17 protein-coding genes are annotated in these 20,217 nt (G+C 61.8%); 2 read left to right on the forward strand and 15 right to left on the reverse strand.

Annotation, left to right across the window (positions count from 1 at the left end; translation table 11 throughout):
• Positions 1 to 7: 7 nt before the first annotated feature.
• Both M7H45_RS01185 and M7H45_RS01190 read right to left on the reverse strand, forming a co-directional pair.
• Complete coding sequence (locus M7H45_RS01185; RefSeq protein WP_298213883.1) at positions 8 to 991, reverse strand: transporter; 984 nt, start codon at positions 989 to 991, stop codon at positions 8 to 10.
• A gap of 257 nt (positions 992 to 1,248) precedes the next feature.
• Positions 1,249 to 4,731, reverse strand: coding sequence for an indolepyruvate ferredoxin oxidoreductase family protein (locus tag M7H45_RS01190; protein WP_298213885.1), 3,483 nt, complete (start codon positions 4,729 to 4,731; stop codon positions 1,249 to 1,251).
• 130 nt (positions 4,732 to 4,861) lie between these two features.
• Between M7H45_RS01190 and M7H45_RS01195 the strand changes: the two genes are divergently transcribed.
• Entirely contained in the window at positions 4,862 to 5,341 is a 480-nt protein-coding gene (locus tag M7H45_RS01195; RefSeq protein ID WP_298213887.1) for an Lrp/AsnC family transcriptional regulator, read from the forward strand.
• A 2-nt stretch (positions 5,342 to 5,343) separates the two neighbouring features.
• Here M7H45_RS01195 and M7H45_RS01200 read toward each other — a convergent pair whose 3' ends face one another.
• The 11 genes from M7H45_RS01200 to M7H45_RS01250 form a co-directional block, all read right to left on the reverse strand.
• Positions 5,344 to 5,721: a hypothetical protein gene (locus tag M7H45_RS01200; protein ID WP_298213888.1), complete on the reverse strand. Its 378-nt coding sequence runs from the start codon at positions 5,719 to 5,721 to the stop codon at positions 5,344 to 5,346.
• Complete coding sequence (locus M7H45_RS01205) at positions 5,722 to 6,288, reverse strand: chemotaxis protein CheD (RefSeq protein WP_366145502.1); 567 nt, start codon at positions 6,286 to 6,288, stop codon at positions 5,722 to 5,724. It abuts the gene before it with no gap.
• The gene (locus M7H45_RS01210; RefSeq protein WP_298213890.1) at positions 6,285 to 7,316 is read right to left on the reverse strand and encodes a chemotaxis response regulator protein-glutamate methylesterase; all 1,032 of its coding nucleotides are present in this window, start codon (positions 7,314 to 7,316) and stop codon (positions 6,285 to 6,287) included. Before M7H45_RS01210 ends, M7H45_RS01205 begins: the two co-directional genes overlap by 4 nt.
• Entirely contained in the window at positions 7,313 to 8,197 is an 885-nt protein-coding gene (locus tag M7H45_RS01215; protein WP_298213893.1) for a protein-glutamate O-methyltransferase CheR, read from the reverse strand. The genes M7H45_RS01210 and M7H45_RS01215 overlap by 4 nt, the downstream gene beginning before the upstream one ends.
• Positions 8,197 to 8,658, reverse strand: coding sequence for a chemotaxis protein CheW (locus M7H45_RS01220; RefSeq protein ID WP_298213895.1), 462 nt, complete (start codon positions 8,656 to 8,658; stop codon positions 8,197 to 8,199). Before M7H45_RS01220 ends, M7H45_RS01215 begins: the two co-directional genes overlap by 1 nt.
• Positions 8,658 to 10,853 carry a chemotaxis protein CheA gene (locus tag M7H45_RS01225; protein WP_298213897.1) on the reverse strand — a complete coding sequence of 732 codons (2,196 nt, stop codon included), beginning with the start codon at positions 10,851 to 10,853 and terminating at the stop codon, positions 8,658 to 8,660. Before M7H45_RS01225 ends, M7H45_RS01220 begins: the two co-directional genes overlap by 1 nt.
• Before the next feature lie 13 nt (positions 10,854 to 10,866).
• A complete protein-coding gene (locus M7H45_RS01230; RefSeq protein ID WP_298213899.1) occupies positions 10,867 to 11,232 on the reverse strand; it encodes a response regulator in 366 nt (121 codons plus the stop codon).
• Positions 11,229 to 11,528, reverse strand: a complete 300-nt coding sequence (locus M7H45_RS01235; protein WP_298213901.1) for an STAS domain-containing protein — start codon at positions 11,526 to 11,528, stop codon at positions 11,229 to 11,231. The genes M7H45_RS01230 and M7H45_RS01235 overlap by 4 nt, the downstream gene beginning before the upstream one ends.
• A gap of 43 nt (positions 11,529 to 11,571) precedes the next feature.
• Positions 11,572 to 13,326: a methyl-accepting chemotaxis protein gene (locus M7H45_RS01240; RefSeq protein WP_298213903.1), complete on the reverse strand. Its 1,755-nt coding sequence runs from the start codon at positions 13,324 to 13,326 to the stop codon at positions 11,572 to 11,574.
• Between the two features lie 283 nt (positions 13,327 to 13,609).
• A complete protein-coding gene (gene cobA / locus M7H45_RS01245; RefSeq protein WP_298213905.1) occupies positions 13,610 to 14,323 on the reverse strand; it encodes a uroporphyrinogen-III C-methyltransferase in 714 nt (237 codons plus the stop codon).
• 170 nt (positions 14,324 to 14,493) lie between these two features.
• On the reverse strand, positions 14,494 to 15,351 hold the full coding sequence (locus M7H45_RS01250; RefSeq protein ID WP_298213906.1) for a division plane positioning ATPase MipZ: 858 nt from the start codon (positions 15,349 to 15,351) through the stop codon (positions 14,494 to 14,496).
• A 165-nt stretch (positions 15,352 to 15,516) separates the two neighbouring features.
• Here M7H45_RS01250 and M7H45_RS01255 point away from each other — a divergent pair, with 165 nt between their 5' ends.
• Positions 15,517 to 16,377: a c-type cytochrome gene (locus M7H45_RS01255; protein ID WP_298213908.1), complete on the forward strand. Its 861-nt coding sequence runs from the start codon at positions 15,517 to 15,519 to the stop codon at positions 16,375 to 16,377.
• A gap of 147 nt (positions 16,378 to 16,524) precedes the next feature.
• Here the strand turns inward: M7H45_RS01255 and M7H45_RS01260 are convergent, their stop codons facing one another.
• Positions 16,525 to 18,804: an Orn/Lys/Arg decarboxylase N-terminal domain-containing protein gene (locus tag M7H45_RS01260; protein WP_298213911.1), complete on the reverse strand. Its 2,280-nt coding sequence runs from the start codon at positions 18,802 to 18,804 to the stop codon at positions 16,525 to 16,527.
• 43 nt (positions 18,805 to 18,847) lie between these two features.
• Positions 18,848 to 20,200 carry a HAMP domain-containing sensor histidine kinase gene (locus tag M7H45_RS01265; protein ID WP_298214157.1) on the reverse strand — a complete coding sequence of 451 codons (1,353 nt, stop codon included), beginning with the start codon at positions 20,198 to 20,200 and terminating at the stop codon, positions 18,848 to 18,850.
• Between the last annotated feature and the right edge of the window lie 17 nt (positions 20,201 to 20,217).

Below are 20,217 nucleotides of genomic sequence, written 5' to 3' on the forward strand. Positions count from 1 at the left end.
TCGCCTCTCAGAATTTCTGGGTCAGGCGGAAATCAAAAATATCGCCTTCAATATCACTGGAAGAGGCGAAGCTATGATTCCAGAACATGGTGAAATTCATACCGCCCGTGAATTGGTAGCCGAAGACCGGCCCGATCGTGTAGTTATGAACGATGGAGCCAGGCACTGCACCATGAACATAGCCAATACCGGCGACAGTGCAGTGGCACGTATCCTTGGAGAACTGCACCTGTTGCGAGCCGCCGAGACCGAACGTCCAATGGCTAATGGTTTTTGTAATGGTATAATCGGCCGAAAATTCAGGCGCGGTATAATAGGAATAACCGTGATAAGATGGTATATTGGTGGAGTCGACGGCGAAGCCGTAATGCGTGCCCACGCTGACATTCCAGCCATTATACAGCCAGCTTACGCCCACATCCGGCTCAATGGTGGTAAATGAATTGCCCGAAGGAAGTCCGCCATTTTTCAGGTCGCCCTTATTCAAAGAAACGATCGTATTGGTCGCATCGGGCAGATAAATGCTCAATCCCGTGCGCAGGAAGATGTGCTCGGGAAGTTTCCAAGAGAGAATCACCGGCATCAACAACGTATTATAAATGCCGAGATTTCCTGGACCGGAATGCCCAGTAACCCTTTGTTGACCCTGGAAGGAGGTATAATCGAAAGCCTGCGATACCGCCATGGCGTAGGTCGCGTCGAATATGCTGATGCCAGGAACCCACAGCACGGTGGGTGCGATAACACCAAGATCAAGCGCAGTATTGGGAATTTTGTTTCCCTGCACATCATATTTTGAAAACGCCGCGAAATAGGTATTCAATGAGCCATAGACCCCGGGCGGAGGGAGCGCGCCGGCGGGAGTGCCCACATTCACCGCGCGCAAATATAGATCCCACATCTCCTTGGCGCTGGCAGGCACGGGTGCAATCATCGCCATGAAGCCAGCCGCCGCCACCGTAGCGCACAGAAATTTACGGTCCAATTTCATTCTTCCGCCCCCTTTAGCAATTATCTTGAGGCCGTAGGCTGTTTTCTACCTTAGACCATGAAAAAATCGGTAATTCTGCCTCAAACTTTTATCAATGCCGTTTTTATTTGTGAGCCAAAAAAACCTGAGCGTGTTTTTGTGACAACATATGAGAAAAAATGTCACAGACCTGGGCTCGCGATATGAGAAAATTTCTCTCATCGCGAGTGTTTTAAAATTATCAATCCCTGGCCTGGGGTGCGGAAAGGAGTTTCAGTTCAGCGAGCGTTTTCCATCATCGGATCGGACTGAGCCTCTGCCGGCCCGGTCGGGGCTTCGTTCTCTGGACGCCGCCAAGCCTCGAGCAAAGAGGTGAATCGTGGCGCGAAACGCGCCATCGCCGCCTCGCGCACATGTCCAAACCCGCGCACATCCGCCGGCGCCGAAGCAATGGCGACCGCTTGCGGCAAACGCTTTAGGGATAAGCCGTTCACGATTTCAGTCAGCGCGGATTCGTAACGCGCCAGCAAATCCCGTTCGCGCCGCCGCTCTTGCGTTTTTCCGAATATATCGAGCGGTGTGCCGCGCAACGGCTTCAACCGTGCCAACAAGGGAAAAATGCCGTTGAGCATCCACCCGCCATAGGCGATTTTGCGCGGCTTGCCGCGCGCATCCTTGGGTGCCAGAAGGGGCGGTGAGAGCCATACCTTGGCGGGCTTGCCCCGCATCGTCTCGGGAACCGCCGCCGCGAAGCGGCCATCCGTATAGAGGCGGGCGACCTCATATTCGTCCTTGATGGCCATCAGCCGGAAAAGCTGCTGGGCGGCTGCCCGGGTTAGCGCTTCACCCGCGCCCAGCCTGCCCTCGGCGGCGCGCACGCGGTCAATCATGTCGCGGTAACGCTTGGCATAGGCCGGGTTTTGATAGGCGGTGAGTTCCGCCTCGCGCCGGGCGATCAATTCTTCCAACCCTTCTGTCTCAGGCGTTACTGGCCTCGGCACGTCCTGCTTGAGGGCTGAGGGGTCATGGGCGTAAAGACGGCCGAGCGCGAAAGCTTGCAGATTGGCCTCCTTGGCGACGCCGTTGAGGGCAATGGCATGAGCGATGGCCGCAGCGGAAACCGGGATCCGGCCCTTTTGCCAGGCAAAGCCCAGCATGACCATATTGGCGAACACCGTATCGCCCAGCTCTTTCGCCGCGAGGCTGCCGGCAGGGCAAATCTCGACGCTGGCGCAGGCGGCCGCGAGATGCTCTTCCAAAGGCTGGACGTCGAATTTCGCGTCACGGTCGGTGATGAAATCGGCCGTGGGGGCGACATCCTGATTGGCGATGACCGCCGTACGGGATTTGGAATAGAGCGTCAGCGCGTCGGGGCTATCCGCGACGAGCGCATCGCAGGCCAGCACGAGATCCGCGCTGGCGGCGGGAACACGCCCGCTGACGGTCTGATCTCTATCCGGACCCAGCCGCACATGGCTGAACACCGCGCCGTTTTTCTGGGCGAGCCCGGTCATATCGACGATACCCGCGTTCAGCCCATCCACATGCGCCGCCATGCCGAGAATCGAGGCGATGGTGGTAACGCCCGTGCCGCCAATGCCGGTGAAGATGATGTTGCGCACTGCTTCCAGCGGGGCGATCTCAGGTTCCGGCACCGCTTGCGGCGCCGCCTTGTTCAATGTCTTGGGCTTTGGCGCCTCCGCCGCCTCATAGGTGACAAAAGACGGGCAGAAGCCATTGAGGCAGGAATAATCCTGGTTGCAGGTTGACTGATCGATCTGGCGCTTGCGCCCGAACTCGGTTTCCAGCGGCGCGACGGAGACGCAATGCGAGGCTTCCGAACAATCACCGCAACCCTCGCACACCAGCGAATTGATGAATACCCGGCGGGGCGCGGCGGGCATTTTGCCCCGCTTGCGGCGGCGGCGTTTTTCGGTGGCGCAGACCTGGTCATAGACCAGAGCGGTCACCCCCTTGGTGGCGCGCAATTCCTCTTGCACGGCGGGCAAATCCTCGCGCGGGCGCAGGGTGACGCCGGGGGCAAGCCCCGTCACGCCGCGGTACCGGCTGAGATCATCCGCGACCACGATAATCCGCGTCACACCTTCATCTGCCAGCTGGCGGGTGATCTGCGGCACGGAAAATCCGTTTTCCGGATGCTGGCCGCCAGTCATGGCAACCGCGTCGTTATACAGCAGCTTGTAGGTAATATTGAGCCGCATCGCCACGGCGGCGCGAATGGCGAGCAGGCCGGAATGGTTATAGGTGCCATCGCCCAGATTCGCGAAAATATGGGGCATGTCGGTAAAGGGGGCGACTCCGGCCCAGCTCATGCCCTCTCCGCCCATATGGCTAGCCAGGCAGGTATGGGGATCGGCGAAACTCGCCATATAGTGGCAACCAATCCCGGCCAGGGCGTAAGAGCCTTCCGGTAGGCGGGTGGATTGATTGTGAGGACAACCGGAGCAGAAAAAGGGCTTGCGGCTCACCAGGGTTGAAAGCTCGGAGGCCGCCTCGGTGGCGGCCGTCACACGGCCGAGATAGGCATGTACCCGTGTCATATGCTCGCCCGGCGGTAAAAGCGAGGCGATGGCCCGCGCCACCTCCGCCACCGAGAGCGCCCCTAATTTGGAAAGAAGGGGCTCGCCATTTAGCCCGGTCTTGCCGAGAAGTCGCGGGCGGCGCTGCTCGGGCAAGTCGAACAAGGCGGCGCGGGTCTGGTCCTCCAGCAGCGGGCGCTTATTCTCGACGATCAGCAGGGTTTCCAGCCCAGTGGCAAAACTCCGCATGCCTTCCGTCTCAAGCGGCCAGGGCATCGCCACTTTATAAAGCGAAATGCCCAGCCGGGCCGCCTCCGCCGGGGTGAGGCCGAGCGCGCTCAGCGCCTCTTGCAACACCGTCCAGGCCTGACCATGCGCGGCGATGCCTAGGCGGGGCTGTGGCGCGGCGAGCGTCACCCGGTCCAGGCGGTTGGCCCGGGCGAAGGCCAGCGCGGCGGGAAGGCGGAACTGCCGCAGCCGCATCTCCTTATCCATCGGCTGGTCATATAAGCGAATGCCAAGCCCGCCCGGCGGCATCGCCAGCCCCTCGGGCAGGGTTACCGCGCCGCGATGCGGCCCCACCTCGATCGTGGCGCCTGAATCCATGTTATCCGCCACCGCGATCAAGCCAACCCATAGGCCGCTGAAGCGCGATAAGGCATAGCCGGTCAGGCCATAATCTACCACATCCTGCACATCGGCGGGAGCCAGGATAGGCATTTCCAAGTCCATGAGGGCGTATTCGGATTGCGAGGGCAGGGTCGAGGATTTGCAGGCATGGTCATCCCCCGCCACCGCCAGAACACCGCCCTTCGGCCAGGTTCCGGCGAAATTCGCGTGCCGGAACGCATCGCCCGTGCGGTCCACGCCGGGCGCCTTGCCGTACCACATGCCAAATACGCCATCATAACGCGCGCCGGGCAAAAGATTAACCTGCTGGGTACCCCAGACCGCCGTGGCGCCAAGATCCTCGTTGATCGCCTCCCGGAATATGATCTCTCTTGCCTCAAGGAAATTCCGGGCGGCATGCGCCTGCTGGTCCAGCCCGCCCAACGGCGAACCACGATAGCCCGAGACGAAACCCGCAGTTTTCAGCCCGGCCGCCGCATCGCGGCGGGACTGGTCCAGCAACACCCGCAACAGGGCCTGAATGCCAGTGATGAAAACCCTGCCTTCCTGAAGCGCGTATTTATCGTCGATCCTGACCTGATCCAGCGGCATTTTTCAGTTTCCCCAATCACTTTGATTTAACAGACTGCGCCGGTTCGGCGGGAATTGCTTGCCGAATTCGCTTGAAAAACCATAATTACTAGCATAATCATGCCTCTAAATTGGATTTTTTCAGAAAAATATGCCCGAAGTTCTCGATTCCTTGAACCTTAAAATTCTTAATCTTATCCAGAATGACGCGACCCTTTCCGTCGCGGATATCGCCGCGCGGGTAGGACTCAGCCCAAGCCCTTGCTGGCGGCGGGTGAAGCGTCTCGAGGAGGAGGGGGTTATCCAGAGGCGGGTTACCTTGCTGGATTGTGAAAAGCTCGGGCTGGGTTTCGAGGTTTATTGTACCGTTAAGCTTTCCCTGCCATCCCGCGAGAATTTAGAAACCTTCGAAAAAAACGTCATGAACCTGCCAGAGGTACTGCAATGCGCCACGGTCACGGGCGCAGCCGATTATGAGTTGCGTATCGTCACGCGCGACATGCATAGTTTCGACCTTTTCCTGCGCGAGAAGCTTCTAGCGCAGGGACTCGTCTCCAATATCGAAAGCCGGATCGTCACGCGTATGGTGAAAAACGTCACGACCGCTCCGCTCAATCTCGTCAAATCATAGATTCAGAATAACTCCAGCTCGCCCGAGCGGCGATCTTCACATTCCGGCGGGGGCGCGCCCCTCAAACGATATTGTAATTCCGCGAGGGGGATGGAGGCCAGGGCTGGCCCGTGTTCGACCTCCAAGCCCGCCGGTACCAACCGGCTGATCTGAAGTATGTAATCCCCTAGCGCCGTCAGGCATTGGGATAAAAGGTCAAGCGATTGAACATCCCGGTGGCATTGCGGGTCGAGGGCCAGCCGGGTCAGCGCGGGGCTGAGGCTTGCCTGGAACCGATCCGCGAAGCGGCCCATCTCACGCAGTTCATCGCCGATCAGATCAAGAACGGCGCGGAGGGAGACTGTTTCCCCGGCCTCAGCCGGTAATGAGTTCTGCTCCATTCAAAACAGTTCCACCTGGCCCGCTCCTGGTAGGGTTGCGGGCGGCTGCGCCGCTTCCTCACGCAGAAGATGAGCGGCCTCCGCGGTAAGAAAAGCCTGACGCGCCCGGCCGGTGACGGGCCAGAATTGCACCCGCCGCCCCTGGCTGCCGCGCAGACTGCCACCGACCAGTTCGATTCCCTCCCCGCTCAGGAAGTCTTCGGCAAAGCTCGCGTTGAGCGCGCCGATATCAGTGAGACCTTTCACCACAGCCGCGCCACCGAACAGCTTGGCCTTGAGGCGGGCTTTCCGCCCGCCATGGCGTAGAAGATCGTTGATTAGAAGTTCCATAAGATTCACCCCGTAACGCCGGGCGTCGCCACCCGCATGGCCGCCCGCCCTCCCCGATCCAGGTAGAAGGAAATGATTCATCCCGCCCACTCCCGCCACCGGGTCCCACAAGCAGGCCGCGATACAGGAGCCGAGCAAAGTGGTAAGCACCGTATCCGGCTCACTCACCACGCAATGCTCACCTTGGGCGACGTGAATTCGCCGCTCCACCGCAAAGTTGATTTTCGTCGTGATCATGACGCTGCTCTCTGCCGCTGCCAGGTAAGCGCCAGGATATGCCCGGCGATTTTTTCCAGCGGTAATTGCCGTTCCACCGCCCCCATCTCGAAGGCCGCGCGCGGCATGCCATACACCACGCTGCTGGCCGCATCCTGGCCAATGGTCTGCGCCCCCGCCCGGCGTAAGGCGAGCAGCCCTTCCGCCCCATCATTGCCGAGTCCGGTGAGGATCACCCCGACCGCGCGCCCGCCGACATGGCGGCAGACAGAGAGGAACATCATATCCACCGAAGGGCGATGGCCATTGACTTTTTCGCCATGGCTGAGACGTATTTCCAAAGCCCGCCGTCCGGCTAGTTCGAGATGCATGCCTCCCGGCGCGATATAGACATGCCCCGGTTCCACGAGCTGGCCGGTTTGCGCCTCACATACGGCCGGCCGACATAATTTATCCAGCCGCGCGGCAAAGCTGCGCGTGAACGCTGCGGGCATATGCTGGCTGATAAGGGTCGGGGGGCAGTTCTGAGGAAAATGGGAGAGAATCTCGATGAGGGCCTCCACCCCGCCGGTGGAGGAGCCGATGGCCACCACCCGCCCATCCGGCACATAATCGGCGGGGGCGCCGCCCGCCACGGGTGGGCGCGGCGGCCGGGTGCGCCGGGCGGATTGCGCGGCCGCTTTCACTTTTTCCGCGAGGCTGGAGAACCCCTCCGGGGCCAGCACCGAAGGTTTGGCCACGCAGTCAAAAGCGCCGATTTCCAATGCCCGCAAGCTGGTCTCCGCCCCCGCCTGGGTGAGGCTGGAGACCATGATCACCGGCGTGGGACGCAGCCGCATGATCTTCTCGAGAAAGGACAGACCGTTCATGTTCGGCATCTCAATGTCCAGCGTGATGACATCCGGATGCAGCATTTTGATCAGCTGGCGCGCCTCGAACGGGTCCGCCGCCTGACCCACCACTTCGATTTCCGGATCCGCCCGCAGCGTTGCGGAGATGATCGCCCGCATGGTCGCGGAATCATCCACGATCACCACCCGGGCGGTCATTGTGTCCTCACTTGGTTGAAGCGCCGGTAGATCGTCACGCCATCCGTTTCCACGAATCGTGCCGCGTCGCCCGTCACGCGTTCGGAATGGCCGATATATAGGGCGCCTCCCGGTGCCAGAAGCGGCATGAAGCGCGACCAGACTCGCTCCTGGGTGGAGGCGTCGAAATAAATGACGACGTTGCGGCAGAATATGGCTTGAAAAGTACCTTTCATCGGCCAGGCGCCGATGAGATTGAGTTGCCGGAAGGAAACCAGCCGGCGGAGTTCCTTGCCCGCCCGCCAGCCAGCGCCATTGGGCAGTTTTTCAAACCATGCCTGCCGCAACGCCGCCGGTACCGGCGCCAGCGCCGCCTCGTCATAGATTCCGGCGGCGGCGGCCGCCAGGACGTTGGGGTCGATATCCGTTGCCAGGATTTTTACATCGTGGCGGGGCGCGTCGGACATGTCCCGCAATATTGTCAGAGCCATGGAATAAGGTTCGGGGCCAGAGGAACAAGCGGCGGACCATAGCCGTACCCTTCCACCGGCGCGGGCATGGAGGATGAGGTCTGGCAGCAGTTTCGCCCGCATATGTTCGAAATGATGCGGCTCGCGAAAAAACCGGGTGACGTTGGTGGTGAGGGCTGCCACCATCTCCCACCGCTCCGCCTCGCCTTCCGGCGCCGAGACGAGGGCGCAATATTCGCTAAACCCGGTCAAGCCGAGGGCGCGGATGCGCCTGGCCAGGCGCGCATAGACGAGATTGGCCTTGGCCTGGGTCAAGGAAATTCCGGCCTCCCGTTTCACGATACCGGCGATGGTATCAAGTTCACTAGGAGCGAGGGTAAACTCGGCCTGATCAGTCTGGCCGCCAGCCAGCACGGCGGGGAATGACGCCATCAAGCGGGTTCCAGCTCGGCGGCGGGTAAGAGAGACTCGACTTCGATCAGGCTGACCATCCGCCCCTCGACCGCCAGCAATCCTTTGACGAAACTTTTTACCAGCGTAGAAGTGACGTCAGGCACTGGCTGGATGAGCGTATCGCTGACCGTAAGTATATCAGACACAGCGTCAACTAATATCCCGACCTGACGCTGCTCAAGCTGCACGACGATAATGACGTGCCGCGCCGTAGGCTCCGCGCCCGGCATGCCCAGCCGTATGCCGAGATCAATGATCGGCAGGACCGCCCCGCGTAGATTCATGACGCCCTTTACATAGGCTGGCACGCGCGGCAGGGCCGTTACCTCCGTCCAGCCCCGGATTTCACGCACGAGCATGACATCGATACAGAATTCCTGCCGCCCTACCCTGAAAGCGATCAGTTCCTTTCCGTCCTGCTTCCCTTCGGATGAAGTCATTAGGCGGCCCTTTCCTGCAATTCCATGATTTTTGGGGCGGCGGTGCGGCTGGCGGAGGCCGCCCCGGCCACGCGAATCGCCGCATCCACATCTACGATCAGAGCCACTTGGCCATCTCCCATAACCGTGGCGGCGGCGATGCCAGGCACCGCACGGTAATTGGCTTCCAGGCTTTTGATCACCACCTGGCGCTGGCCATGGATCGCATCCACCAGCAGCACGGTACGCCCGCCGCCCTCGCCTTCCACCAGCAGGGCGACGCAATCTTCCGGCGCGGCGGGGGATACGCCATAGCCGAGGCAAGAGGCGGTATCCACCATCGGCACGTAGCAGCCGCGCGAGGCGAGCAGGTTAGATTCGGCGTCCAGCGGAAATACGTCCTCGGCGCGCGGCTTCAATGTCTCGACGATGGCGCTGAGCGGGATGATGAGCGTGTGACCATGGGTGGAGACGACCATGCCATCCATCACGGCGAGGGTAAGGGGCAAGGAGAGCGTGAAGGTCGAGCCCCGGCCAGGACGGGAGGCGATCGAAATCCGTCCGCCCAGCGCCTGCACTGACTGGCGAACGACGTCCATTCCCACCCCGCGGCCAGAGATATCGGAGACGGCGGCCGCGGTCGAAAACCCGGGTAAAAAGATAAGATTATCGGTCTCTTCGTCGCTGAGCTGGGCGGCTGGGTCGATGAGCCCCTTTTCCACCGCCTTCTGGCGAACCCGGGCGCGGTCTATTCCCGCGCCGTCATCCTCTACCTCCAATACGATACGGCCGGACCGGTGCAACGCCGTCAGCCGTACCGTTCCTTCCGGCGGCTTGCCCGCCGCCAAGCGCGCCTCTGGGCTTTCCAACCCATGGTCTATGGCGTTGCGGATCATGTGGGTGAGAGGATCGCTGATGCGCTCAATGACGGTTTTATCGACCTCCGTCGCTTCGCCCTCCGTGACCAGCCGCACCTGCTTACCGGTCATCGCCGCCACTTCCCTCACCAAGCGTGGCATGCGCTGAAAGACCGAGCGTACCGGCTGGGCGCGAATCGCCATCACGCTATCCTGGATTTCCCGTGTGAGGGTCTCCAGGCTTTCCAATGTCATGGCTAACTTGGAGGAATGGGCGAGCCCCGATTCGACAATGTTCTGGGTGAGCATCGCCTCGTTGATCACCAGCTCGCCCATCAGATCCACCATCCGGTCGACCCGGTCGAGTTCGACGCGGATGGTAACCCCAGCGCGCTCTGATTTGCCAGCGGCGGACAGAGGCGAGGGAGCTGGCGCGGCAGGTGGCGGTGGCGGTAAAGGTGGCGAAACATCCGGGATGGCTGAGGGAGGCCGCGCGGCGGGTCCATGCTGTTCAGGTTCCGTCTCCGCTTCGCGCTCCTCGCCCCCGTGGTCTGCCGCTTCCTCTGGCGGGCCGAAAAATTCGAATTTGAAACCATTATCGCCGGTGATCACCTCTCCCGGAGCGAATCCTTGCGATGAGGTGATGATTTCTAATTCACAATCCTCCTCAACAAACTCGAATATATCACGAATCTCTTTCTCGGTACGGGCGGATTCGAGTTCGATCTCCCAAGAGAGATAGGCGCCTTCCGGATCAATATCCGGGAGATCCGGCAACCGGCTCGAATCCAGAGTGACACGCGCCTGGCCGAGCTGGCGCAATTCCCGCAACAGCACAGCCGCCTCGTTCGCCTTGGCGTAAAGCTCGGCATGGGGAGTAAAACGAATGTGCCAGATTTGCAGTAATGGTTTCCCCGGCTCGCTCGCTTCCGCCTCACCGCGCGGCGCGTGGGCGGGTTCATTTGTGTCCCCCGCGCCGCCAGCCCGGCTTAATTCCTGTGTCATTTCCGCGATCCGGGTTTCATCCGCGGGGAGGCCATCCCGCGCGGCGCGGACGAGATCGGCCAGCAGATCGGCGGCGCGCAAGAACACCGCCACGACCGGTGGTGACGCCGCCAGCATGCCGGAGCGGACCTTGTCGAGGGCGGTCTCAAAAACATGGGCAAAGCGCACCAGCGCATCCAGGGCGAAAATTCCCGCGCCACCCTTCATGGAATGGACGGCCCGGAACACGGCGTTGACCGTTTCCGCTTCGGCCGTACCGTCTTGCATGGCGAGAAGCCCGTTCTCCAGCTCCGCCAATTGCTCATCACATTCCTGAAAGAACGTAACGCGGATGGCGGCCATCGGGTCTTCCATCTTGCCGCTCCGCTCAGGCCGCGACGCGGCGGATCGCGTCCACCAATTTCGTGGGATCGAATGGCTTGACGATCCAGCCTGTCGCCCCCGCCGCGCGCGCCCGGTTTTTCTTTTCGGTATCGACCTCGGTGGTGAGCACCAGAACCGGCGTTGCCCGCCGTGCCTCATCCTGCCGCACGGCCTGGATAAAGCCGAAACCGTCCATGCGCGGCATGTTGATGTCGGTGACGATCACATCCGGCGTCTCGGTGGCGAGTACCTCGAGGCCGTGCAGGCCATCCTCGGCCTGTACCACCCGGAACCCCGCCGCCGTTAGGGAGTGGCGCAGCATGTCCCGCATGGCGCGGGAATCATCGACGGTGAGAACGGTCAAGCTCATGCGGGTACCTCATCTTTTCCGGCGGGCGCGGGAACGGTCAATGCTTCAACCGAGACGCCCATAACCTCCAAAGCGGTGATGAATTCCTCTGAGAGGGCGGTGAAGCGGAGCGGCTGTTTATCCGCCGCCCAAATGGCGCGTGCCGCCAGAAGAATTTGCAAACACTGGCCGCCCAGGCGGCGCACCCGTCCGGCGTCCAGCTCCAGCGCCGCGCCGCGCCGCCTCAACAATTCCGTGTGCAGTGCACGCGCGGCCACCAGGTCCAGAATTGGCGGCAATTCCATCCGTTCCGTCATAGTCGCGACTTTCCCAAAATTTATATAAATTCAAGTTAACGGCTCAAAATTCATCCCAATCGTCGCTCTCCGCCGGTGCGACGGGCACGAACTTACCTTTGGCCGCCAGCCTTTGCGGCCGGGCCGGGATTTTTTCAGCGAGCGCTTTCGGCGGCTGGTCTTCGGATGACCCTGCCGCCATCTCGTCGCCGATACGGAACCGGGCCACCAACCCCGCCAGTTCCTCGGCCTCGGCGGCGAGGGCATGGCTTGCCGCCGTGCTCTGCTCCACCATCGCGGCGTTCTGCTGCGTCACTTGATCCATCTGGCTCACCGCGCCGTTCACCTCTTCAAGGCCGGTGGCCTGCTCCTGTGTGGAAGCGGCGATCTCCGTCACCAAAGCGTTCAACCGCGCGACTTGGCTACTGATTCGGGTCAAAGCCTGACCAGTTTCGTTCACCAGCCGCACGCCGGCCTCCACCTGCGCGCCGGAATCGCTGATGAGCGCCTTGATCTCCTTAGCGGCGGCGGCGGAACGTTGCGCCAGGGCCCGAACCTCTGTCGCCACCACGGCGAAGCCGCGTCCGGCATCGCCGGCACGCGCCGCCTCCACCCCGGCATTGAGTGCGAGCAAATTCGTCTGGAATGCGATTTCATCGATAACGCCAATGATGTTGGAGATCTGCCGCGAGGATTGTTCTATCCCGCTCATCGCGGCGATCGTCTCGCCCACAACTTTTCCCGAGCGTTCCGCATCCGCCTCGGCCTCTCTCACCAGCCCCCGCGCTTCTCCTGTCCCCTCCGTAGCCTTGCGGACCGTGGACGTGATTTCATTCAACGCGGCGGCGGTCTGCTCCAAACTCGCCGCCTGCCGCTCCGTCCGCCGGGAGAGATCATCCGCGCCTTGTGTGATCTCGGCGGCGCTGGAGCGCACCTCTCCGGCATTGGCGGCAATCCGCCGCATGATGTGGAGCAGAGTTTCAGCGGTATTATTGAAATCGATCCGTAATTTTTCATAATTGGATGGAAATTGCTGTTCGATCCGGAACAGCAAATCCCCCGCAGCGAGCCGCTCGAGCCCCGCAGCTAGATTTTCAACGATCCTCGCCTTTTCCGCCGCTGAGGCCGCCCGCGCGGCAGCCTCAGCCTCTTCCTCGGCCGCCGCCGCCGCCCGTGTCCGCCGTGCTTCCTCTTCCAGACGTTGCTTTTCTTCCGCCGCTTGCTTGAATACCTGGACCATGGCGGCCATCTGGCCGATCTCGTCGCGGCGCTTTGTCTCGGGCACGTCTACCGTCAGCTCGCCCTGGCTCAGCCGGTTCATGGCCTCGCTCAACCGGCTCAACGGTAGGGTGATGTAGGCGCGCACGCCGAAATACCCTGCCACTACCACCGCTCCCAGCCCTATCAACACGCATAATACACTTTCGCTCAGGGTGCGACGCGAATCCCGCTGTAGCTGACGCAACGCGGCGGTGGTCTGCTGGTCGAGCGTTTGCCGTTCGACATCCATGTCGTTGTTCATGGCCACAAAGGCGGGCGCACATTCCGTTTCGAAAACCGGCTGCGCCGTAGCCGCTGCGCTGGCACCCCGCGCCGCGTGCCCGCACGCGCCCCGCATCACCCTCTCGCCCCGGCTGCGTAGAGCATCCAGGGCCGGCGCATTGGCGGGCATAAGGTGCGCGGCCGTTTCTAAATGCTGAATAAAGTACTTACCCGCTGCCGCGGCCTCGCTCAGGGCCTGCTGTTGCGTGTCGAGATTGGCAGCCAGTAAGCTGAACTCCATGGCGGCGCGGGCCTGCTGCAGGGCCTCGGAGGCCAACGCAACCTGATGCGCGGCGGCATTAACGGTGTTATTCACATGCATGCCCTCATTGGCAATGCGAGTCATCTGCAAGGCGAGGAAGCTGGTGGCGGCGAGGGAAAACACGCCGAACACGGCGAGCAATACCAGAAATTTGGCGAGAATAGGCAGGTTCTTCACGCTCAAGGCTCCAAGAGGCTGGGTCCGATGAGGCGAAACCCGCCCCGTCGCCTCCCGGCTGGGAGGTGACGCCAATATCTCCTTTCAAATTTAATGTTTGGTTGCCAGAAAGAGGACGGGCTTATTCCGCGAGGGCTTCTCCCACCAGGAGCAGAACCGGCCCTACCGGCGCGGCCCGCATGACCTCCTCGGCCAACCGGCCCAACGGGGCGCGAATGATGCGCTGCTCCGCCAGGCTGGCGGATTCGATGGCCGCGGCGGGCAAACTCGCCTCCATTCCCGCCGCGCGCAGCCGCGCCGCGATCCCCGCGATATGCTTGCGTCCCATATAAAAGGCGAGTGTGCCGCCGGCGCGCGCGAGCGCCGCCCAATCATACGCGGGCAGGGAATGGTCCGCGTCGCACCCCGTGATGAAATGCAAGGAGCGGGCTACACCCCGCCGGGTGAGCGAGGCGGGCAAGGCGGCGGCGGCGGCGGAAGCCGCCGTGACGCCCGGCACGATTTCGAAAGACATGCCTGCCGCTCGCAACGCCGCCATCTCTTCCGTGACCCGGCCAAAAATGGAGGGGTCTCCCCCTTTGAGTCGGACGACCACGCCACCGGCCTGAGCTTTTTCCACCAAAAGGCGACAAATCTCCGCCTGAGCCGTAGCGCGCCCGCCGCAACGCTTGCCGACATCGATGCGCTCAGCCGCTGGATTGATCAGCGCGAGAACACCCGCCCCCACCAGACTATCATGGAGCACCACGCGCGCTTCCGCCAGAAGCCGGGCGGTTTTCAATGTCAAAAGCTCGGGATCGCCCGGCCCAGCCCCGGCCAGATATATATTTACCATCCGCACACCCAAAAGAGGCGCCGCTCTCGGACAAAGCGCGGACTAACGCAAGCGTATGGCAACTTATTGAGAGGAAATAATTTTCTTCAATTTTCATGAAGAACCGATTGTAATCCCCTTAAATTCGAGAAAATAGGCGCTTTTCCCCCCGAAAATTTGGAATAATTTTTTCAGGCGACGAGCTCCGCGCGAGGCTCATGGCGCGCCGGAGGCGGCAGTTTGATGGCGGAGACCAGCGCCCTCACCTCGTTACGCGCCGCGATATGGGATAGTCCCATGGCGATGCCGATATTTGCCTCCTTCACATCCATGAGGGTCAGACCTTGGAGATAAAGCTCGCGGAAAATGACGCGCTCGCCAAAGCCCTTCAGGGTCCGGAAGCCGATACGCTTGGCGAGGCTCTCCAATGTCTCGCCCACATCGCGCTTATTGCGCGCCTCCACGGCGGCCAGGCGGTTCCGCATAACGATCCAGTCAATTTTTCCCCGGTCGCGGTTGAAACGCTCTTTGCGCGCCTCCCAGACCATTTCAGAGTAAACGCTCGGCTTGATGATGTCGTGATTATCCGGCTCGACCTTCGCCAGCATTGAGAAATCGACGAAACTGTCATTAATCGGGGTGATCAGCGTATCCGCGAAGGAATGGCCGTAACGGGAAAGGAAATTATCCGTCCCGGGGCAATCCACCACGATCACCTCGGCACCGCTTTCCACGAGCTCGGCCACAGCGGCGGTGAAGCATTCCGCTTCCTCCGCCTCTGCTTCCTGGCGCAGATCCCGCTCCGAGCGGAAAACCGGACGAAAATCCGGCACCGGCAGATCAATCCCTTTTTGTTCGACAAAGGCCCGCCGCGCGGCCAAAGTCCCTGCCAATGTGCCCTGGCGGGCATCCAGATCCAGTGCGCCGACGCGGTAGCCATCCCGCAACAGCGAGACGATGATATGAATCGAGGTGGTGGACTTGCCGGAGCCTCCTTTCTCATTACCCAATACGATAAAATACGGTTTCCGCGCCGTATGTTCCATCATGACCGCACTCTCCTTCAGGCTGCCCCGAGGATAAGCAAAATTCGCGAGTCGCGGCAAAAATCCGGTCCCTCTGGCGCTCGTTCAGGGAACGAACTACAATCTTGAGGAATTTGTCGTCGTAATTTCGCTTGACCGCTATGCCGACGGTTAGAGGAGGCACTCCTAATGAGAATGAGCTTCACCTCGATTTTCTTTAGCGTTTTCATAGGTATAGGTCTGGCTAACGCCCAGCCCTTGCAAGACCTGCCTCCTGGTCCGCTCGGCCAGGCGATCCAGAATGGACACGACATGATGATGTCGGGCAATACCAGTTCCGAGGTTAAGCTTTATATCAATAATTCGCTGAATTGCAGCGATTGCCATATCAACGCGGGAGATACCGCCGCTCCTGGCAATTTTCGTGATACGGCAAGCAAATTTCCCAGCTATTCTGCCCGTGAAGGGGTTGTGATCACATTGGAGGACCGCATCGCCAATTGCTTCATGCGCAGCATGAACGGCACGCGTCCCAGCACGGATAGCGCGGTGGTGGTGGACATGGCCGCCTATATCGCCTGGCTGGACAAGGGTAAGCCGATCGAAACACCGCCCTCTGCCGGTCAGCCAAGCCCCTATCCTGACATGGTGAAGACCGCCAGCCACGCGGATGTGACGGCCGGTGCGACGATCTACCAAGCCAATTGCGCCGCCTGCCACGGCAACACCGGGGAAGGGGCGGGCCCGTTTCCCCCGGTATGGGGTCCGCACAGCTATAATGCGGGGGCCGGGCTGGCGAATATCGCCAAGCTAGCCGAATGGGTGAAGGGCAACATGCCGCTCGGCAATCCGCATCTCACTCCGCAACAGGCCTTTCAGGTCGCGCTTTACATCGATACCCAGCCTCGGCCGGATTTCGTGCTTACCCAACACCTTTCTCCCCATGCTCCGGCAAGTGATTATAACGCCAAGGTCCGCGAGGAGACCGACACGGTGGAGAGCAATCTGAGAAAGGATGGTCTCTCCTTGCAAAGTCTCACCGGCCACTAAGCCGAGCCGCCGCTGATATGGAGGTTTTGCCGATTTAGCAGGCGGAGACCGAACAGAGGCATTTTCACGTTTGGCCGTTAATTGTGCTTGGCGCGCCAGGAAGTGCGCCGCTGGGTTAAGCACGTAGATAGACGCCAAAATTTTGACCTAATATCTCAATGCCCGGTACCCGCTCTCCGCCGGTTCCACTCCGTGCGTGTCATGGGCGAAGCCTGGGAAACGCCGGTCGAAATCCTCCAGGGCGGCCAGATAGCGCAGCACGGGCCCGTCCACCGGGCCGAAATTCTCGCCCGGCATCAGCAGCGGAATACCCGGCGGATAGGGCACGACCGCCGTTGCCGCTACGCCCCCCGCCAGGGCCGCCAGGGGTGCCAGGCCGCCCTCGCCACGGATCAGCCGGTCATGCGCCTCAGCGGGTATCATTTCCGGCTCGGGCAGAAAATTATACGCTTCCTGCAACCGCTCCGGATAATCGGTGGCGCGCATCGCCGTGAACATGGCCTCGCCCAAGTCGCGCAGCCCCAGCGCGCCATAGGCGGCGGGGTGAGCGGCGCAGAGCGTGGGCAATACCCGCGCGAGCGGCGCATTGGCGTCGTAATCCCGCTTGAAATCGAGGAGCGCGTTCACGAGCGACCCCCATTTTCCCTTGGTCACGCCTATGGAAAACAAGAAAAGAATGGAGAAATTCGCGGTCTTTTCCGGTGTAATGCCATGCGCGGCGAGATAATGGGTAAGCAGGGGCGCGGGAATGCCGGTGGCGTCCAGCCGGCCCGCCTGTGTCATCCCCGGCATGGTCAGCGTCACCTTGATCGGGTCCAGCATGCAAAACCCCGGCTCCAGCCCGGCAAAGCCGTGCCAGGCGGCGCCGGGGGCCAGCGCCCAGCATTCCTGGTTTTCGGCGAGCAGCGCGGATGGCGCTTCCATGAAGGCGAGTTCAGTGCCGCCATCACGCACCGTGTCCGGTTGCCAGACGCCGAAGAACCACTCCTCTCGCGTGGCGAATTCGGCGCGTAGCCGCGCCATTGTCTGGCGGAAGGAGACGGCTTCCGCGATCGCCTCCGAGGTGAGACGCTGGCCCGCCGGACCATCCATCATCGCCGAGCTGACATCGGCGGAGGCGATGATGGCGTAGTTGGGCGAGGTGGAGGCGTGCATCATCAACGATTCGTTGAAGCGCACAGGTTCGATTTTCGCCCGCCCCTCGCGCAGATGGATCATTGAGGCCTGGGAAAGGGCGGCGAGGAGCTTATGGGTGGATTGGGTGGCGAAGATGCTCGGGCCGGACCGGTCCATCTGGCGCGGTGCGCCGCGCATGGCGTAATGGTCGCGGTAAAGCGGATTGAAGCGGGCATGCCCGAACCAGGCCTCGTCGAACAGGATGCGATCCACCGATGGGGCGAGCAATTCCTCCACCCGCGCGGCGTTGTAGCAAAGGCCGTCATAGGTGGAATTGGTAACGATGGCGAGAACGGGGCGCTGCGCGCGTCCGCGCGTGAGTCGGGATACGGCGATGGTGTGGGCCACGGATTCGGCCTGGAAGGCAGCGGGCGGAATGGGGCCGATGATACCGAGATGGTTGCGCTGGGGCAGCAGATAGGCGGGATGCGCCCCGGTGAGTGCGAGACCGTGCTCAATGGATTTATGCGCGTTGCGGTCGGCCAGCACCGTCTCGCCACGGGCGATGCTCGCCGTCATCACCACCCGGTTGGCGGTGGAGGTGCCATTGGTGACGAAATACGAGCGGTCGGCGCCAAAGACATGCGCTGCGTAGCGTTCCGCGGCGCCGATGGGGCCGGTATGGTCAAGCAGGGAGCCGAGTTCCGTCACGGAGATGGAGAGATCTGCGCGTAGCAGCCTTTCGCCAAAATAATCGTAGAATAACCGCCCGGCGGGGGAGCGCAGGAAGGCGGCCCCGCCGGTATGGCCCGGGGTGTGCCATGAATATTCGGCCTCGTCCGCGAAACGGATGAGCGCGCCGAACATTGGCGGCAGCAATTCCTGGCGGTAGCGGCGCATGGCGGCGAGGATGCGGGAGCTGACGAATTCCATGGAACCCTCGAGCAGCCAGATGAAGCCATCCGCCTCGGCCATCACCTCGGCTGGAACATGCGCGGCATCATCGCGCTCGGCGAGCAGAAAAACGGGCAGGCGGGCATGGCGGGCGCGGATGGCGCGCAGCAGGGCGCGGGGCGCGGCATGATCCGGATCCTGGCGCATATCCCAGTCGAGAATGATGGTTTGCAGATGTGGATTAACCTCCAGTTCGGCCTCGGCATCGGCGGGGCTGGGTGCCGTGGCGGCGGCGATGTGGTGGTTTTTGAGATCGGTGGCGAGAGCGCGCCCGGCGCGGCCCAGCGGGGTGGGATCGTTCAGCTTATCGCAAACAAGCAGCACGCTGACGGGTGAGGCGGGGTCCTGTGCGGCCATTGAAGTCATCCTAAAATGCGCCGCTAGAATGACGCGCGGCGGGTCATCCGTCCACGTGGGCGGGGATGGAGATGACGGCGCGCAGGCCGGGGTGGTTGTCTTGCAGATGGAGCGTGCCGTTATGCAGCTGGGCCACGGCGGCGACGAGGGCGAGGCCAAGCCCGGAGCCGGCGGTGTTGCGCGCCGCCTCGGCCCGGAAGAAGCGCTCCGTGGCGCGGGCGCGGTCTTCCTCGGCGATGCCAGGGCCATGATCCGCGATAATGATCTGGACCACCCCGTCGCTCAACCGGGCCTTGAAGAGGATCATGGTGAGGGGAGGGGAGAATTTGATTGCGTTATCGAGCAGGTTGACCACCGCCTGCTGAATCAGCTCACGGTCGCCGAGGATGGGCAAAGGGCCGGCGATACGGGTGTTGAGAACGAGATCCTTGTCCTCCGCCACGGCCCGGTATAATTCATCGAGGTCCTGTAATACCGGGGCGAGGTCGAAGGGCGTGAAGGCTGCGCGGCGCGAGCCCGCCTCGATCTCGGAGATACGTAGCAGCGCCTCGAACACCGCGACGATGCCATCCAGCTCCGCTGTGGCCCGGTCTATGGCGGCTTGCATCTCCTCGCGCGTGGTGGCGTGCAGCGCCGCATCCTCTAGCCGGGCGCGAGCCCGCGTCACCGGGGTTCGCAGATCATGAGCAATGGCGTTGGAGACGTGCCGCACCCCGTCCATTAGCCGGGCGATGCGCTCCAGCATGTCGTTGATGGTGACAGCCAGTTCGTCGAACTCATCTCCCACCCCGGAAATGGCGACGCGGCGGTTGATATCCCCTTGCGAGATGGCGGCGGTAGTGACGGAGATGTCGCGGATGGCCCGGCGGAAAAGGCTCCGCACGAAAATGGCCCCCAATATGCCGAGCGCGGTCATCAGGCTGGCGGCGAGGATCAGCCCGTCGCGCAGCACCACCCGCAGTTCAGCGGCGGCGGTAAGATCGCGCCCGACGAGGAGGCGGAGCCCTCCCGGCAGGGTCGCGGTTTCCAGCAACGCGGTGGAATGCGCCCAGCCCCGGCTGACCGGCAGCTGATACCAAACCCCATCCTGGGTCAAACCGCCCGGCCATTGGTCGAGATTGCCGGTGATGATGCGCCCGGCGGGATCACGGAGCACGATGATGATTTCCGGATCAGCGAGGCCGGTGAGGCGGTAGCGTATGGCGCTTTCCAGCTGGGGCAAGCCACCTTTCTGGTTCGCGTCCATCAGCACGGTAAGCATATCGCTGATCGATCTCTCCGCCTGGCGCTGAAGGAGGCTGAGCGTGGAGAACCAGAGAATGCCAGCCAGGGCGATGGCGGAAAGACCGAAGACAAGGCTGTAAATCAGCGCGAAGCGCAGACTGGCGGAGCGCATCAGCAAGGGTCCCCGCC

Origin of the sequence: Acidocella sp., from assembly GCF_027352905.1 — a bacterium.
Taxonomy (GTDB): domain Bacteria; phylum Pseudomonadota; class Alphaproteobacteria; order Acetobacterales; family Acetobacteraceae; genus Acidocella.